Origin of the sequence: Streptomyces sp. NPDC049597 (genome assembly GCF_040675505.1) — a bacterium.
Classification (GTDB): Bacteria; Actinomycetota; Actinomycetes; order Streptomycetales; family Streptomycetaceae; genus Streptomyces.
Genome location: NZ_JBFAOY010000013.1, coordinates 40,347 through 54,095 on the forward strand (window position 1 = coordinate 40,347; position 13,749 = coordinate 54,095).

A 13,749-nucleotide genomic window follows, 5' to 3' on the forward strand; every position below is an offset into this window, starting at 1 on the left:
GTTGGTTTCCGGCGGCTCAACAGCGGGACGACGTTATGCGGATGTGGCGGTGGCGCGACGGACGGTTGTCCATCGCGCCACCAGAAGGGGTGAATGCACGTAACTTTCGCACCCAGGTAGCGTTCCGTCGCGCTACAGTGCGTTCTCGTCACGCAGAGTCATGTTGCGGCCAGCTCCGCGCGGCCTCAGTTCCCGGGGTGCACCCAGGGGTTCGGCTTGCACTCGACGCCGCCGATGTTCAGCGACTTCGTCTGCTGCTGCATCACCGGCGCCAGTGCCCCCGGCGTCTGGCAGTTCACATGGTTGTGGCCGAGCCGGTGCCCGACCTCGTGATTGATGAGCATCTGCCGGTAGGCGAACATCGCGCCCGGCCCGTACGTCTCGGCGCCCTGCGCCCACCGGTACGCGTTGATCATCACGCGCTCCGTCGACGCGGAGTCGCACGAGACGTTGTCGACGGTGGTGTCCAGACCGGACTTGGCACACCAGGTGGCGGTCGTGCCGGGGCTCGCCAGAGTGATGACGAAGTCGGGCCGGCCCGACGAGATGCGCTCGAAGGTCATGGCCCCGCCGTGCGCCCAGCTCCGCTCGTCGTTCAGCGTCTCCTGGACGGCCCGGGCGAACAGGCCCCGGTCCAGGGCGAGCCCCTTCTCGACGTCGATCCGATAGCGGACCTTGCGCCCCGTGCCGGGCGCCCTGTCCAGTCCGGGCACCGCCTCGAATTCCCCGGACGCCCGCAGTTCGGGATCGATGGGGAACTGCCGGGCCATCAGCTGCTGGTACGTCGCAGGCGCCGGCGCGGGCGGCCGCGCCGCCTCCTGCGGGGGTGTCGCCCTGCCGTCGGACCGGCCCGGGCGCTCCTGCACGGCCCCGCGGTCCTGCCCCGGCGGCCGGGCGCCGGCGCTGTCGTGCCGGTCGACGGCCACCTGGCCGGCGACGACGACCGCGAGGACCGTGGTCACGGCGGCGGCCGCGACGCCGGTGAACGTGCGCCCCTTGCCGCCCTTGGCCGGAGGCCCCCCGGCCTCGTCGCTGCCGTGTGCCTCGGTGTCGGGCCCCGCCTCGGGCTCGGGGGCCGGATCGCCGCCGGGCCCGTACGGGTCACGGGCCGGGCCGGCCGCCGGTGCGTCGAAGGCCTCGACGAACTCCCGGCGCGGGCCCGGTATCCGCGGCCCGCCCACCGTGACGGGCGGCGGCACGGTCCGCACCTGCTGCTGCGTACCGGTCTGCCAGTCGCCCCAGCCGCCCCCGGACTCGCGGTGCTCGGGGTGCCCGCCCCTGGCCGGCCCGGCGAAGGGTCCGGTCCCGGCGGAGGTGTGCTGCTCGGGGCCGGAGCCCGCCGACCGCCTGCGCCGACCGCTGCCGGGCCCGGCCACGGCGGCGTCCCGCTCCCCGGAGACCGGACCGGGTGCGCCCCCGGAGCCGGCGCCCTTGGGTGCGGGGCCCTTGCGGCTGTGTCGTCCCACGCCCCGGATCAGCTCCCACTGCAGTCGTCGAGCAGTTCCCGGAATGCCTGGGCGACCGTTTCCGGGTACTCCATCATCGCAACGTGCCCGGCGTCCGGGAGCGTCAGCAGCCGGGAGTCCCGGAACGCCGCTGCCGCCTTGCGCGCCATACGGTACGAGACGAGCTGGTCCTTGCGCCCGTAGACGAGCAGGGTCGGCGCGAGGACGCGCTGCGCCTGACGCCACAGTCCGTGCTGCCCGCCGAGCGTGTACGCATCAACGATGCCACGCGCCGACCTGCTCATCGCGTCCCAGAAGTACGGAAGGCGCATGCGCCGCTCCATCTCGGCGACCGCGTTGCGCAGCGCCTCCTCCGTCACCCGTGTGGGGTCCCCGTAGCAGAGGGCGAGTACCCCGCGGGTGCGCTGTTCGGCGCTCCATCCCTGCGTCATCCGCGCGAAGAGCAGGGCCACTCCGGGCAGGGCCAGCAGCCCGGTGGGAATGGCCGACCGCTGCACGCGCAGCTCGGGCAGCGCGGGCGAGACCAGGGTGAGTGTGCGCACCAGGTCGGGGCGAACGGCCGCGACCCGGGTGCACACGGCGCCGCCGAGCGAGTTGGCGAGCAGGTGGACGGGCCCGCGGCCGCTCGCGTCCAGGAAGCGGATGACCGCGCGGGCGTGCCCGGTGACCGAGTAGTTGCCGTCGTCCGGCGGTGGCGAGTCACCGAAGCCGGGCAGGTCGACGGCTTCGCCGTCCACCACGTCCTCGAGCTGTTCCATCAGCGCCGACCAGTTCTGCGACGAGCCCCCGAGGCCGTGCACGAACAGCGCGGGCGGCAGCCCGGCGGTGGCCGGAGGGCGGGAACGGACGGTCAGAGTGAGGCCCGGCAGGGTGACGGAGCGCAGCTCCTCGCCCTCGGCGACGTGGACGGTCGCGACCTTGGGGGCCACCGCGGCGTTCGCGGCGGCGGTGCCCGGCAGCTCGGTCGAAGACATGCGGGCAATGTTACGAGACGATCACGCCATGACTCGTGTGTTCGGTGTCACAGATGCGGCACGTACCGCGTAGCGCCCGCCATCAGGAACTCCTAGGCTCGTACTAAACGGCGGATTCCAGGGAAAGCGGTGCGGTATGACAGTCGATCCCACTGAACCCGAGACCTTCGCCGAGGACGACGACACCGCCACGACCGACGACTCGGAGGTCCCCGAGGCCGACGCCGCCGAGCAGCACGCCGACGTACGTCCGGAGCGGGACGATCCGGTGAACCGCGTCGATCCCGACGCGGCGAACGAGGCGGACGCCGCCGAACAGGCACGCGTGGTGGCGCTCGACGAGGACGACTACCGGTGACCTGCCGCGCTTGCCGCCGGTATGTCAGCGTATGGCCCGCCAACAGCCAGCTTCCGTGACTGTCCGGTCCGTGAAATTCTGCGTCCGCGCCACGCACTCCGCCGTTACCCAAAAGTACGATGGCGGCGCGGCGCACAGCGCGTACGGAAGAACTGTGCTTGTTCACCACCTTGGGAGGCGGCGTGACAGCCATCGAGCAGACAGAGGCGGCGCGCCCGCGGGGCACACGCCTGCCACGCCGAGCCCGCAGAAACCAGCTCCTGGGTGCGGCCCAGGAAGTCTTCGTGGCTCAGGGCTACCACTCGGCCGCCATGGACGACATTGCCGAGCGGGCCGGCGTCAGCAAGCCCGTGCTCTACCAGCACTTCCCCGGAAAGCTGGAGCTCTACCTCGCGCTGCTGGACCAGCACTGCGAGTCGCTGCTCCAGGCGGTCCGCACGGCGCTCGCGTCGACCACGGACAACAAGCTGCGCGTGGCGGCGACCATGGACGCCTATTTCGCCTACGTCGAGGACGAGGGCGGCGCGTTCCGGCTCGTCTTCGAGTCCGACCTGACGAACGAGCCCGCGGTCCGCGAGCGCGTGGAGCGGGTCTCGTTGCAGTGCGCGGAGGCCATCTCGGACGTGATCGCCGAGGACACCGGCCTCTCCAAGGAGGAGTCGATGCTGCTGGCCGTGGGCCTCGGCGGCGTCTCCCAGGTCGTCGCGCGCTACTGGCTCTCCAGCGGCTCCGGCATCCCTCGGGACACGGCGGTGCAGCTGCTCACGTCCCTCGCATGGCGGGGTATCGCGGGCTTCCCGCTGCACGGCAGCGAGCAGCACCCGGCCGAACAGCACTGAAGCTGTTCGCTCCTGGCGTTCCCCGCCCGCGCCTGCCGTATCCGGTGTCCCGGCTAATGTGTGCTCCGTACGGCGCGTTGATCGCGCAACGCAACTGACCGTTCGGAGGGACATAGCCGTGGAGGTCAAGATCGGCGTGCAGCACGCGCCCCGGGAGATCGTTCTGGAGAGCGGGCAGTCCGCCGAGGAGGTCGAGCGCGCGGTGGGCGATGCGCTGGCCGGCAAGGCGCAGCTGCTCAGCCTGACGGACGAGAAGGGCCGCAAGGTCCTGGTGCCGGCCGACCGTCTCGCCTACGTGGAGATCGGCGAGGCGACGGCGCGACGTGTGGGATTCGGCGCCCTGTAAGCACGGGGCCGAGCACATCGGGCGAGGGCCCGGCGGTTTCCCGCCGGGCCCTCGCCCCTTTCCTGCCCGATGCCGGATTCCCCAGTTCAGGGCCCTATTTGGCCCACTCGGGGGAGGGTTGTGATCCGTTGCCCCGGGGTAGTACGGGCTGTGACCGTTCCTGCCCGCGCCGGTGTCCGTGAGGTGATCAGCAGTGCTCCTGGAAGCGCTCGGTTCCGTCCTGATCGGCTTGGTCCTCTCCTGGGTCGCGACGCGCCACCTCGCCGAACGGCTCCCGTCCCGCCGGGCCGTCTTCACCACGGGCACGCTGGGCGCACTGTTCGGCGCCTATGTGACGCATGTGGCGCTCGGTCCCGGCCATGAGCTGGCGACCCTGATCGGCTCCGCGGCGATCGGCGCGGTGCTGCTGTCGCTGCTGCTGCGCCCCTCCACCCGCAGACTGCACCGCGCGTTCCCTTTCTGAAGGGCGAGGACGACCGGCCGCGCGAGGAGGGACGGCCGGGCAGGAAGCCCGGCCGCTTCAGGCGGCACTGAGGTGCGCCCCCTCCGAGCGGGACGCGGAAGCATCCGGCCGGCCGCCGGACGAAAGCCCGGCGGCCGGCCGGATGCGTGCGTGTGAGGCCCGACGCTCAGGCGGCCAGCCCCAGGGCCGCCATCCGCTTGGTGTGCGCCTTGGTGATCCGGGAGAACATCTCGCCGACAGCGGCCAGGTCGAAGCCGTCCGCCACACCGCCCACGAGCATCGTCGAGAGCGCGTCGCGTTCGGCGACGACCCGCTGCGCCTGGGACAGCGCCTCGCCCATCAGCCGCCGCGCCCACAGGGCGAGCCGGCCGCCGACGCGCGGGTCGGCCTCGATCGCGGCGCGGACCTTCTCGACGGCGAAGTTCCCGTGACCGGTGTCGTCGAGGACGGCGAGCACCAGGGCCCGGGTGTCGCTGTCCAGGCGGGCCGCCACCTCGCGGTAGAAGTCGCTGGCGATGGAGTCGCCGACATACGCCTTGACCAGGCCCTCGAGCCAGTCCGACGGAGCGGTCTGGCGGTGGAAGTCGTCCAGTGCCTGGGCGAACGGCTCCATCGACGTCGTCGGCTCCGCCTCGATGGCCGTGAGCCGGTCCCGCAGCTGCTCGAAGTGGTGGAACTCCGCCGAGGCCATCTTCGCCAGCTCCGCCTTGTCGCCGAGCGTGGGCGCGAGCTTCGCGTCCTCGGCGAGGCGCTCGAAGGCCGCCAGCTCGCCGTACGCGAGCGCGCCCAGCAGGTCCACGACAGCGGCGCGGTACTGGGGGTCTGCGGAGGCCGCGGCCCAGTCCTGGGCGGCGATCCCGGTGTGTTCAGTGGCGTTGTCAGGCGTCTCCATGCAGCGCACAATAGCCCGCCCGCCGATCGGGGGAAGGGCCTGGTCAGCCGTGCCCCGAAGACGTTTCCCGGGAATTGCCCCAACACACATGCGCGATTCCGGGGTACAGTGGTAATGCGCCTGCTGAGCATCAGCTTTTTTTGTCTGCTCGGTGGGCCGTCTGATGAATGAGGATGCCCGGTCGGTGGCCCGATCGGCTCCGACCCGACCGCCCTCCACGCGGACCGTGCGCACACAGGTGCGTGCGACCGCAGATGAGGGTCCCTCCAGCGGCACGACGCTCGAGCGACGGCAGTGGTCCCGCGCCATCCGGCCAATCCACGGCCGGCCCAGTATCCAGGTGCGGTACGACCCCCAGCGTTCGCCTCGCGCCGCGTCTCACAGAAGAGGCAACACCCTGACTACGCAGCCCAAGACTTTCCGGGATCTCGGAATCCTCCCCGAGACCGCCGAGGCCCTCGAGGCCGTCGGCATCGTTTCCCCCTTCCCCATCCAGGAGATGACGCTCCCCGTCGCGCTCTCCGGCACCGACGTCATCGGCCAGGCCAAGACCGGCACCGGCAAGACGCTCGGTTTCGGCCTGCCGCTGCTGGAGCGCGTCACCGTCCCCGCGGACGTCGAGGCCGGCCGTGCCCGGCCCGAGGAGCTGACCGACGCCCCGCAGGCGCTCGTCGTCGTCCCCACCCGCGAGCTGTGCACCCAGGTCACCAACGACCTGCTGACCGCCGGCAAGGTGCGTAACGTCCGCGTGCTCGCCATCTACGGCGGCCGGGCCTACGAGCCCCAGGTCGAGGCGCTCAAGAAGGGCGTCGACGTGATCGTCGGCACCCCCGGGCGCCTGCTGGACCTCGCGGGCCAGAAGAAGCTGAACCTCTCGCACGTGCGCGCGCTCGTCCTCGACGAGGCCGACGAGATGCTCGACCTGGGCTTCCTGCCCGACGTCGAGAGGATCATCCAGCTGCTGCCGGCGCGCCGCCAGACCATGCTGTTCTCGGCGACCATGCCGGGTGCGGTCATCGGCCTCGCCCGCCGCTACATGTCGCAGCCCACCCACATCCGCGCCACCTCGCCGGACGACGAGGGCGCGACCGTGGCCAACATCACGCAGCGCGTGTACCGCGCGCACTCCATGGACAAGCCGGAGATGGTCTCCCGCATCCTGCAGGCCGAGGGCCGCGGGCTGGCGATGATCTTCTGCCGTACGAAGCGGACCGCCGCGGACATCGCCGACCAGCTGGCCCAGCGCGGCTTCGCCTCGGGCGCGGTCCACGGCGACCTCGGCCAGGGCGCTCGTGAGCAGGCGCTGCGGGCCTTCCGCAACGGCAAGGTGGACGTGCTGGTGTGCACCGACGTCGCCGCGCGCGGCATCGACGTCGAGGGCGTCACGCACGTGATCAACTACCAGTCGCCCGAGGACGAGAAGACCTACCTCCACCGCATCGGCCGCACCGGCCGCGCGGGCGCGAGCGGCACCGCCGTGACGCTGGTGGACTGGGACGACATCCCGCGCTGGCAGCTGATCAACAAGGCGCTGGAGCTGGACTTCAACGACCCGGTCGAGACGTACTCCACGTCCCCGCACCTCTTCGAGGAACTGAACATCCCGGCGGGCACCAAGGGTGTCCTGCCGCGCTCCGAGCGGACCCGCGCGGGTCTCGCGGCGGAGGAGGTCGAGGACCTGGGCGAGACGGGTGGCCGCGGCCGCCGGTCGGCGCCGACGGCCGTGCGCGAGGAGCGCCCGGCGCGTACGCGGACGCCGCGTCAGCGCCGGCGTACGCGCGGCGGGACCGAGGTCGCCGCGCCGTCCGTGCCGGAGCAGTCCGCCGGCCCCGCCGACGAGCCGACGCAGCCGCGCACGCCGCGCCGCCGTCGCCGCACCCGGGTGAGCGCGCAGGCGGCGCCGGAGGCGACCACCGCCGTGGAGACGGTCGAGGCCGCCGTCGCCGTTGCCGAGCCCGCCGTCGAGGCGGAGGAGGCGCCCCGTCGGGCGCGCCGCCGCACGCGTGCGTCGGAGGCCGTCGAGGCGTCGGCGTCCACCGTGGTCGCGGAGGAGAGCGGGACGGCCGCGGAGACGGCGGAGGCCGCGGAGGACAAGCCGCGCCGCCGCCGCACACGGGCCGTGACGCCCGAGGTCGAGGTCGAGCAGGCGGGTGCCGCGGTGGCCGTCCAGGAACCGGAGGCGGAGACCAAGCCGCGCCGCCGCACGCGCGCGACGAAGGCGGTCGACACCGCCGAGGCCGCGGAGCCGGAGACCAAGCCGCGCCGCACCCGTGCGACGAAGGCGGTCGACACCGCCGAGGCCGCGGAGCCGGAGACCAAGCCGCGCCGCACCCGTGCGACGAAGGCGGTCGAGACGGCGGAAGGCGCCGAGCCGGAGGCCAAGCCGCGCCGCACGCGCGCCACCAAGGCGGCCGAGACGGCGGAAGGCACGGAGACCAAGCCCCGCCGCACCCGTGCGACGAAGGCGGTCGAGACGGCGGAAGGCGCCGAGCCCGAGGCGAAGCCCCGTCGCACGCGTACGCGCAAGGCGGCCGAGCCGAAGGCCACGGCGGCCGCCGGTACGGCGACCGAGGCGGAGGCGGAGCCCAAGCCGCGCCGCACCCGCACGCGCAAGGCCGTGGCGCAGCCCGAGAGCTGACGCCACCGCGCACCGAGACGGCCCGGCCCCGGAAGGGGTCCGGGCCGTCGGCCTTTCCCCACCTGGCCCCTCCCCACAAGGCCCACAGATGGGGCTCCGTCACGGGCCCGCGCAGGGGCGCAGACCGCCGGACGGCCCGTCCCGCGGACGCCACTCCCCCGGCCCCGCGCTAGCCTCGGGACCATGAGCCGGCCGCCCACCTTCGTACCGCCCGCCTGTGCCCGGTCGTTCCTCCTGCCGACCGTGCGCGGTGACTTCGCCGTGCTCGACGCGCGGCCGTCCTCCGGGAGCGTGCGCGGCACCGTGCTGATGCTGCCCGGGTACACGGGGAGCAAGGAGGACTTCATCGCCCTGCTCGAACCGCTCGCCGACGCCGGTTACCGGGCCCTCGCGGTCGACGGGCGCGGCCAGTACGAGACCGACGGCCCCCGCGACGAGGAGGCTTACGCCCAGGGCGAGTTGGCCCGCGACGTGCTGGCGCAGGCCGCGGCAGCCGGCGGGAGCGTGCATCTCGTCGGGCATTCGCTCGGCGGGCAGATCGCTCGCGCCGCCGTGCTCCTGGACGCCTCGCCGTTCCTGACGTTCACCCTGATGTCCTCCGGCCCCGCCGAGGTCAGTCCCCCTCAGCGGCAGCGGGTGAAGCTGCTCGCCGACGCGCTCGGCGTGATGACGATGGACGAGGTCTGGTCGGCCATGCAAGCCATGGAGGCGGCCGCTCCGGAGGACCTGGACGCCTCACGGAACGGCGACCGGGAGGACCTGCGGCGGCGCTGGCTGCGCCACAACCCCGCTCAACTGCTCGCCACGGGACGGCAGCTGATCTCCGAGCCGGACCGGATCGACGAGCTCGCCGCGGTGCGGCCGCTGCCCAAGCACGTGCTGTCCGGGGAGCGCGACGACACCTGGCCCGTCCCGCTGCTGGACGAGATGGCGCGCCGGCTCGGCGCGCACCGGACCGTCGTCGCGGGCGCCGAGCACTCCCCCAACACCGACCGCCCCCGGGAGACCGCGGAAGCCCTGGTGCGGTTCTGGGACCGGCAGTGACCGCCCCCTCAGAACTGGGACTGCAGGTGCTGCCAGAAGCCGTCCCGCAGCGCGCGCCGCAGCACCGCGTGTCCGCGCAGTGACCGCTGCAGGAGCCGTTCCGCCTCCATCAGCAGGTCCTGGTCCACAGGGCCCGGCAGGTAGGGGTGGCCGGGCAGCAGCTCGGCCATCGCGGCATGCCCCCGCTCGCCCAGCCAGGCCGCCGCGATCCGGGCGCCGATGACGCGCACCTCGTCGCGGGAGGGCGGTGGCGCGCCTTCGTTCTCGTACGTCGTGACGGGCCGGCGGGTGATGTAGGGGCGGCAGAAGTCGAGGTCGAACGTCCGCCGGCTGTCGACCTCCCAGAGCAGCGGCTCCGCCTGGTTGCCGCCCTCGGCGGCCTCGATGCCCCACAGGTGGACGCGTGCGCCGTAGCCCTGCGCCGCCTCGACCGCCGAGACGAGGTCCTCGTCGCCGCCGATGAGGGCCGCGTCGCTGATGGCGCGGTGCCGGGCGAGGGACTCCAGGTCGGAGCGGATCAGGGAGTCGACGCCCTTCTGCTGGTTGTTCGCGTTGAGGTTGCCGAGGCGCACCTTGACGTCGGGCAGTTCCGCGATGGACTGCTGCTCGGGGGTGTGGATACGGCGCCGGGCGCCGTCGTACCAGTACACCCGCAGCAGGCGGCTGTCGGCGAAGATCGTGCGCGCCTTGTCGATGAGGGCCTCGATCAGCCCTTCGGCATCGAGGTCGAAGGCCCTGCGGTCCTCGGTGCCCGCCACCAGCAACCCGGCCGCAGCATAGACGTAACCGGCGTCGACGAAGATGGCATGGGTCGAAGGGGTCGTGGCGACCTCGGCGAGCATCCGCTGCAGGAGCTCATTGGTGCGTTCCAGGCGGGCGGCGATGCGGGCGATCTCGGCGTCGTTCATACGGGGCTCATTGTCCGTTGCCGGGGCACTACCCGCCAGTAGTTAGGCATCCGAAAAATTTCCTTAGCGTAGGGAATGTTTGCAGGATGCATCGCGTTGTAGACCTCAGTACCCAGACGGAGTATTCCGTCTGCCAGCAGTTCTCCTTCAGGAGGATCAGACGAAGGGAGAAGCCGTGCGCTTCGAGATCATGCGACTGGACGACGTCGACGGCACCGCCGTGGACAGCACCGTCGTGGACGCCGCCTCCGTCAACCGGATCGTGCAGCAAGCCGCTTCCATCGGCCAGCGCATCCTCATCCGGCCTGCCGAAACCTCGGCTTCGTAGCCCTTACGAGCCTTCACGCGACGCGCCCCCGTACGGGAGATCCGTACGGGGGCGCGGCATGTCGTGCGGCCTCAGCCGCCCTGGATCACCTGCCGGACGCCGTTGATGATCTGCTGCACGGCGATCGCGGAGAGCATCATGCCCGCCAGCCGGGTCACCAGCACGACACCGCCGTCCTTGATGACGCGGATGATCACCAGCGAGTAGCGCATGGTCAGCCAGAGCACGACGTGCATCACGGCGATCGCCGTCCACACCGAGAGCTGTTCGCCGGCGGTGTCCGCGTGCTGGACGGCCAGGATGACCGAGACGATCGCGCCCGGGCCGGCGAGCAGCGGCATGCCGAGCGGCACCAGGGCGACATTGACGTCCTTGGTCTGCTTGGGCTCGTCGGTCTTGCCCGTGAGCAGGTCGAGCGCGATCAGCAGCAGGAGCAGTCCACCGGCGATCATCAGCGCCGGCACGGAGACGTGCAGGTAGTCCAGGATCTGCTGGCCGAGGATGCCGAAGACGGTGATCACGCCGAACGCGACGGCGACGGCCTGCCAGGCCATCCGGCGCTGCACCTTGGTGGCGCGTCCGGAGGTCAGGGCGAGGAAGATCGGGGTGATCCCGGGGGGATCCATGATGACGAAGAGGGTGAGGAAGAGGGAGCCGAAGACGGCAGCGTCGAACACGGTGAAGGGCCTTGCGGGAGAGGGGTGTACGAGGGGCGGCGGGTCCTACGGGCGCGTTCCGCCCGTGCCCGGCACCGGGAACGCGCCCGTGGCGCGGCGGGTGATCTCGCCGTAGATCTCCGGGTCGGTGGTGTACTCGCCGAGCCGGCAGGTCTTGCGGCTGCCGTGGTAGTCGCTGGAGCCGGTCGTCAGCAGACCGAGCTCCCCGGCGAGGCCGCGCAGCCGTGCGCGCGCCGCCTCGTCGTGGTCCATGTGGTCGACTTCTATGCCGTCGAGCCCGTGCGCGGCCAGTTCGGCGATGACGCTCTCGGGGACGGTGCGGCCGCGCTTGACCGCGAGCGGATGCGCGAAGACGGTGACCCCGCCTGCGGCTTTGACGAGGCGGATGGCCGTGAAGGGATCCAGCTCGTGCTTCTCGACGTACGCCCGGCCGCCGTCGGCGAGCCAGGCGGGCGTGAAGGCGTCGGAAACGGAGTCCACGACGCCCAGTTCGACCAGGGCCTCCGCGATGTGCGGGCGGCCGACGGAGCCGTCGCCGGCGATACGGGCGACCTGCGCCCACTCGACGGGGACGCCTAGTTCCTGGAGCTTGCCCACCATGGCCCGGGCGCGCGGCACGCGGTCGTCGCGTACGAGCTCGCGCTCGCGCAGCAGTTCGGGCTCCTCGGAGTCGAAGAGGTACGCGAGCATGTGCAGCCCGACGCCGTCGAGGCGGCAGGACAGCTCGGCGCCCGTGACGAGGGTGAGCCCCTCGGGGAGGGCGGCGGCGGCCTCGGCGTGGCCGCGGGTGGTGTCGTGGTCGGTGAGGGCGACGACGTCCAGGCCGGCGGCGACGGCGCCGCACACGAGCTCGGCCGGGCTGTCCGTACCGTCCGAGGCCGTGGAGTGGGTGTGCAGGTCGATGCGCACGCGTGACTCCGGGGCTCGGGACGGACAGGGGGACGATCCAGGATAACCGGACCGGACGCCCTTTCCACGCCATGCGGGGGCTCCAGGCGTAAGGCGACCCGTCCGGTACGGGTCCTTACCTCATGGCGGGCGAACGCGGCGTGCGCCCGTCCTACGACAGCAGTCGCGGCGACAGCGCCCCGCAGGGCAGCAGCTCCACCTCGGCGCCCGCGTCCCGCAGGTCCGTCAGCACCAGCTCGTCGTACATCAGCAGCCCCGACCGCTCGGGCCACACCACGGCCCACAGCCACAGCCCGCGCGCCTCGCCGGCGAAGACGGCGCGGTCCTCCGGCGCGCCCTCCACATGCCACAGCGGGGTCGGACGGCCGGCGGCCAGCATCTTGACCTGCGGCGACCGCTCCACGCGGATGTGCGGGCCGGGATCGGGGCCGTCGATGCCCGCGTACCGGGCTCCGAGCCCGACGCCCAGCTCCTCGGCGACCAGCAGCAGTTCACCGATGCCGCCGAGGGGCCCGGGGCCCGAGCACGCCACGGCGGTGGCGCGGCCGCCACTGCGGTCGTCGCCCGCGTAGGCGACACCGGTGAACAGCCAGCCGACCGGCAGCGGCCAGGGCATCCACACAGGGACCCGCGCGCGGTGCACCACGACACCGAGGGCCTCGACACTGGGCGGGATCACCGGCTGCAGCGGGTGCACGGCGCCGTGCACATCGCACTGCCAGGAGTCGGCAAAGAGACCGGGCGCCCTCACCCGGCCACCGCACTTCGGGCAACTGGGTTCGCCCCTCATAGGGGTCAACGGTCCTCTCCGGTCGACGCCGCGTCAAGGACGATCACCCGTCCGGAGCGTGCTCGGCCGGGGGCCACGCAGATGCGTGGCGCATTAATTAGCGTCGCTAACTTACTGGTGCGCGCGCCACGCCTCCGGGCGGAGGAGCAGCCGAGTGGAGCGGCATCCCCACGACCTGCGCGCCGGCCGGCATCGCGACACCGGCCGGGCCGCGACCCTCCGGACCCGGCACGCCCCGCTCACCCGTGAGGCCGGGGAACCGGCACCCCGCGGCACGGCCTCACCGCCCTCGCCAACAGGCCTCCGGCAGGCCGGATTTGGGGCCGTCAGTCCAGGGCCACGGACCTGCGCAGCGGATCGCGCAGGTCCGTGCCGCGCGCCAGCCAGCGCTCCTGGAGCTCCGCGGCTCCGTGCACCCGCTTCCACGCGGCCTCGTTGGACGTCATCGGCAGCAGCGGGAGGAACCGTACGGGGTCCATCGGCTCGTCCAGTTCCAGGTCCTCCACCAGGCCGCCCGGCTCCGCCACCAGCACCGAGCTGAACGGCGCGCCCGGCCACAGCGGTTCGCCGACATCGAGCGAGGCGCCCGGCGCCACGACGACGCCCTCGACCTGCGGGGAGGCCGCCAGTACGGCGAGGGGCCGCAGCACCTTGTCCGTGTCGGCGAGCCCTGCCCGCACCGACAGGACCAGCTCCGCGCGCGGACCCGCCACCGGGTCGGCGAAGGCCGCGGTGGGGTCCGTCATCGGCTGGGCGGACATGCCGAGCGTGACATACCTCACGATGTCCTCGCCGTCACCACGGAAGCGCAGGACCTCGATGCGGTCCGTCCCCAGGAAGGTGACCGCGGCGCGCGCGTCCGGTTCGCCCAGGGCGCTGTGCAGCCGGGCCTCGACCAGAGCAAGAACATCGTTCATGTCGCGAGCATAAAACGCGTACGGAGCGGGCAAACACAGGGATTGACCCGTAGTCGGCTGATAGGCTTGGCCGCTGGTCGGGCAGTACGCCGGGGGGACCACCCTCCTGCAGCAGCCGGAGGCGTGCTCTCCGGACCCGACGACACGTCATCCCCCAAGGGGGACCGGCCGGAGGAGGTGAGGCTGCGGTGGATCGAAGT

General features: G+C 72.4%; 15 protein-coding genes. 7 read left to right on the top strand and 8 right to left on the bottom strand.

Annotated features, from left to right (window positions below):
• Positions 1–185 precede the first annotated feature (185 nt).
• Together AB0K02_RS16885 and AB0K02_RS16890 are read right to left on the bottom strand one after the other, a co-directional pair.
• Positions 186–1,466: a DUF3152 domain-containing protein gene (locus tag AB0K02_RS16885; RefSeq protein WP_365993207.1), complete on the bottom strand. Its 1,281-nt coding sequence runs from the start codon at positions 1,464–1,466 to the stop codon at positions 186–188.
• An 8-nt stretch (positions 1,467–1,474) separates the two neighbouring features.
• Positions 1,475–2,440, bottom strand: coding sequence for an alpha/beta hydrolase (locus AB0K02_RS16890; RefSeq protein WP_365993208.1), 966 nt, complete (start codon positions 2,438–2,440; stop codon positions 1,475–1,477).
• 136 nt (positions 2,441–2,576) lie between these two features.
• On the opposite strand from AB0K02_RS16890, the gene AB0K02_RS16895 reads away from it, so the two are divergent.
• The 4 genes from AB0K02_RS16895 to AB0K02_RS16910 all read left to right on the top strand — a co-directional run bounded on the left by AB0K02_RS16895 (position 2,577) and on the right by AB0K02_RS16910 (position 4,446).
• Positions 2,577–2,798: a hypothetical protein gene (locus AB0K02_RS16895; protein WP_365993209.1), complete on the top strand. Its 222-nt coding sequence runs from the start codon at positions 2,577–2,579 to the stop codon at positions 2,796–2,798.
• A gap of 182 nt (positions 2,799–2,980) precedes the next feature.
• Positions 2,981–3,637, top strand: a complete 657-nt coding sequence (locus AB0K02_RS16900) for a TetR/AcrR family transcriptional regulator (protein ID WP_177150627.1) — start codon at positions 2,981–2,983, stop codon at positions 3,635–3,637.
• A 118-nt stretch (positions 3,638–3,755) separates the two neighbouring features.
• On the top strand, positions 3,756–3,983 hold the full coding sequence (locus AB0K02_RS16905; protein WP_365993210.1) for a DUF3107 domain-containing protein: 228 nt from the start codon (positions 3,756–3,758) through the stop codon (positions 3,981–3,983).
• 193 nt (positions 3,984–4,176) lie between these two features.
• Entirely contained in the window at positions 4,177–4,446 is a 270-nt protein-coding gene (locus AB0K02_RS16910; protein ID WP_365993211.1) for a hypothetical protein, read from the top strand.
• A gap of 166 nt (positions 4,447–4,612) precedes the next feature.
• On the opposite strand, the gene AB0K02_RS16915 is transcribed toward AB0K02_RS16910, so the two are convergent.
• Positions 4,613–5,338, bottom strand: a complete 726-nt coding sequence (locus AB0K02_RS16915) for a ferritin-like fold-containing protein (protein WP_365993212.1) — start codon at positions 5,336–5,338, stop codon at positions 4,613–4,615.
• Between the two features lie 499 nt (positions 5,339–5,837).
• On the opposite strand from AB0K02_RS16915, the gene AB0K02_RS16920 reads away from it, so the two are divergent.
• Positions 5,838–7,976: a DEAD/DEAH box helicase gene (locus AB0K02_RS16920; protein WP_365993213.1), complete on the top strand. Its 2,139-nt coding sequence runs from the start codon at positions 5,838–5,840 to the stop codon at positions 7,974–7,976.
• A 183-nt stretch (positions 7,977–8,159) separates the two neighbouring features.
• On the top strand, positions 8,160–9,020 hold the full coding sequence (locus tag AB0K02_RS16925; RefSeq protein WP_365993214.1) for an alpha/beta hydrolase: 861 nt from the start codon (positions 8,160–8,162) through the stop codon (positions 9,018–9,020).
• 8 nt (positions 9,021–9,028) lie between these two features.
• Here the strand turns inward: AB0K02_RS16925 and AB0K02_RS16930 are convergent, their stop codons facing one another.
• Positions 9,029–9,928 (bottom strand): NYN domain-containing protein, encoded by a 900-nt coding sequence (locus AB0K02_RS16930; RefSeq protein WP_365993215.1) that lies wholly within the window; start codon positions 9,926–9,928, stop codon positions 9,029–9,031.
• A gap of 175 nt (positions 9,929–10,103) precedes the next feature.
• On the opposite strand from AB0K02_RS16930, the gene AB0K02_RS16935 reads away from it, so the two are divergent.
• A complete protein-coding gene (locus AB0K02_RS16935; protein WP_177150633.1) occupies positions 10,104–10,256 on the top strand; it encodes a hypothetical protein in 153 nt (50 codons plus the stop codon).
• Positions 10,257–10,327: 71 nt separating this feature from the next.
• Here AB0K02_RS16935 and AB0K02_RS16940 read toward each other — a convergent pair whose 3' ends face one another.
• From AB0K02_RS16940 to AB0K02_RS16955, 4 genes are all read right to left on the bottom strand, one after another.
• Complete coding sequence (locus AB0K02_RS16940) at positions 10,328–10,933, bottom strand: MarC family protein (RefSeq protein WP_365993216.1); 606 nt, start codon at positions 10,931–10,933, stop codon at positions 10,328–10,330.
• Between the two features lie 45 nt (positions 10,934–10,978).
• On the bottom strand, positions 10,979–11,842 hold the full coding sequence (locus AB0K02_RS16945; RefSeq protein ID WP_365993217.1) for a PHP domain-containing protein: 864 nt from the start codon (positions 11,840–11,842) through the stop codon (positions 10,979–10,981).
• Between the two features lie 151 nt (positions 11,843–11,993).
• On the bottom strand, positions 11,994–12,632 hold the full coding sequence (locus AB0K02_RS16950; RefSeq protein WP_365993218.1) for a DUF6758 family protein: 639 nt from the start codon (positions 12,630–12,632) through the stop codon (positions 11,994–11,996).
• A gap of 326 nt (positions 12,633–12,958) precedes the next feature.
• A complete protein-coding gene (locus tag AB0K02_RS16955) occupies positions 12,959–13,549 on the bottom strand; it encodes a suppressor of fused domain protein (RefSeq protein ID WP_365993219.1) in 591 nt (196 codons plus the stop codon).
• Between the last annotated feature and the right edge of the window lie 200 nt (positions 13,550–13,749).

Coding starts and splice junctions, on each gene's coding strand:
- AB0K02_RS16890 (WP_365993208.1), bottom strand. CDS start 2,440: ATGTCTTCGACCGAGCTGCCGGGCACCGCCGCCGCGAACGCCGCGGTG.
- AB0K02_RS16895 (WP_365993209.1), top strand. CDS start 2,577: ATGACAGTCGATCCCACTGAACCCGAGACCTTCGCCGAGGACGACGAC.
- AB0K02_RS16915 (WP_365993212.1), bottom strand. CDS start 5,338: ATGGAGACGCCTGACAACGCCACTGAACACACCGGGATCGCCGCCCAG.
- AB0K02_RS16920 (WP_365993213.1), top strand. CDS start 5,838: ATGACGCTCCCCGTCGCGCTCTCCGGCACCGACGTCATCGGCCAGGCC.
- AB0K02_RS16925 (WP_365993214.1), top strand. CDS start 8,160: ATGAGCCGGCCGCCCACCTTCGTACCGCCCGCCTGTGCCCGGTCGTTC.
- AB0K02_RS16930 (WP_365993215.1), bottom strand. CDS start 9,928: ATGAACGACGCCGAGATCGCCCGCATCGCCGCCCGCCTGGAACGCACC.
- AB0K02_RS16950 (WP_365993218.1), bottom strand. CDS start 12,632: ATGAGGGGCGAACCCAGTTGCCCGAAGTGCGGTGGCCGGGTGAGGGCG.
- AB0K02_RS16955 (WP_365993219.1), bottom strand. CDS start 13,549: ATGAACGATGTTCTTGCTCTGGTCGAGGCCCGGCTGCACAGCGCCCTG.